Annotated in this window: 2 protein-coding genes; one reads left to right on the forward strand and one right to left on the reverse strand. The window is 67.8% G+C overall.

From position 1 onward, the window contains the following. The coding region (locus tag KZA10_RS14720; protein ID WP_308289687.1) for a glycosyltransferase family 2 protein at positions 1 to 820 on the reverse strand (820 nt) is incomplete at its 3' end. 374 nt (positions 821 to 1194) lie between these two features. On the opposite strand from KZA10_RS14720, the gene KZA10_RS14725 reads away from it, so the two are divergent. Next, entirely contained in the window at positions 1195 to 1452 is a 258-nt protein-coding gene (locus KZA10_RS14725; protein WP_218683258.1) for a hypothetical protein, read from the forward strand. Positions 1453 to 1576: the final 124 nt, after the last annotated feature.

Genomic DNA, 1576 nt, shown 5'->3' on the forward strand with positions numbered 1-1576 from the left:
CCTGCGGGTGGACCGCGATCCCGGCATCCTGGAGAAGCTCCGCGCGCCGTTGCGCTCGTCGCTGCAATGGGCGCTGTATGCACAGGGCTTCCTGCTCATGGGGGCCTTCGTCGCGGTGTACAACTACATGCCGGCGGTCACGCACCTGTGTGAGCGATGTGGCGACGCCACGGCGGTAGAGGAGGGCGGGCGCATCGACCACGGCGAACGATTCGGCCTGCAGGTGCAGTCGCCAGATCCAGGGCCGGTCCTCCGCCGTGAACAGTCCCTCGGGGAATGCCGCCAAGCCGCTGTCGACGACCCTGCGGTGGAAGAGCCCGGCCCAGGCGTAGGGATAGTCGACCATGGTCGACTCGTTCTCGGGCAGGATCGCGTCTCGCGGCGAGGTCACCCGGTCGCGCCACGGGTGCGGTGCGCGGATGAGCGCCCGCTCGCCGCCGGTGACCGTGACGTGATCGGTGCGCACGAAGTCGCACTCGAGCTCGCGCAACCGCGACACCAGCACCTCGAGCCGTCGCGGCTGCATCCAGTCGTCACCGTCGAGGAAGCAGAAGGCATCGCCCTCGACGTGCGCAAGCCCCTGGTTGCGGGCCGTCGCCAACCCGCGTGCCGTCGGATTCCGCAGAACGGTGGCGTGCGGGAACCGCTGCGCGTACTGCTGCATGAGAGCACCCGTGTCGTCGCGGGATCCGTCGTCGATCGCGACGAGCTTGACGGCTGCGGCATCGTCGAACTGCCGGGTGAGCGTCTCGAGCGTCGTCCCGATGTACTCCCCGGCGTCTTTCGCGGGCAGGATGACGGTGACGAGGGGTGTGCGCACAGGACTCCCGGAGACGGACGGTGTCCGGGAATGGTGCCAGGCGGTCGTTGCCGGATGGGGACGCGCAGGTGAACGACGAGTGTCCGCGAAACATGCGCGGGGCCGGCACTGCGGTGTGGTCCCGTACCCGAACGGGACCACACCTTCCAGTGCTCAGCACTGCCGAACGTGACACGTTCGGGATGCGGGATCGCGCAGATGCGATCCCGCCTGCCACGCGGCCGCCTGACCCCCATCAGGCGACCCCGAGACCGTTGTGGTCGCCGCGTCGACTTCGAGAAGACGAACGCGGCGCCACGGTAAAAAAACACCCGCTGGAATGATGTGGGCGGTTCGGTTCGCACGCGCTCGCCGCATCGGCGACGATGGGGAGCATGCTCTGGCCCTTCGGATCGACCTGGCGCCCCGTGCGTCAGCGGCGTGGCGACACCGTCGATCTGCGATGGCTCAGCGCGAGGACCTGGACCAGACGCTGGTACCCGCAGGGGATCGACGTCGGCGAATGGCGCGGGCGGCGCACTCTGGCCGTCAGCTGGTTCCGACAGGAGCTCTCGGGGGAGCATCTCGCCTCCCGTGTGACCCTCATCGACCTGGCGCGCTCCCGTCATCTCGACGTCCTGCTCGCGGTATAGCTCGATCAGAGAGGCTGTCGGGATCACGCTCGACCATGTAGTCGAGGAACTGCTCCATCCCGGCGAGTTGATCGTTTCCATAGGAGTCCTTGGTCGGCAGATCGAGCAAGCGATCGATGTCCTC

Source organism: Microbacterium sp. BF1 (genome assembly GCF_019279095.1).
Classification (GTDB): Bacteria; Actinomycetota; Actinomycetes; order Actinomycetales; family Microbacteriaceae; genus Microbacterium; species Microbacterium maritypicum.

Excerpts from the sequence above, each read along its gene's own strand:
- KZA10_RS14725 (WP_218683258.1), top strand. The coding sequence starts at position 1,195 with ATGCTCTGGCCCTTCGGATCGACCTGGCGCCCCGTGCGTCAGCGGCGT.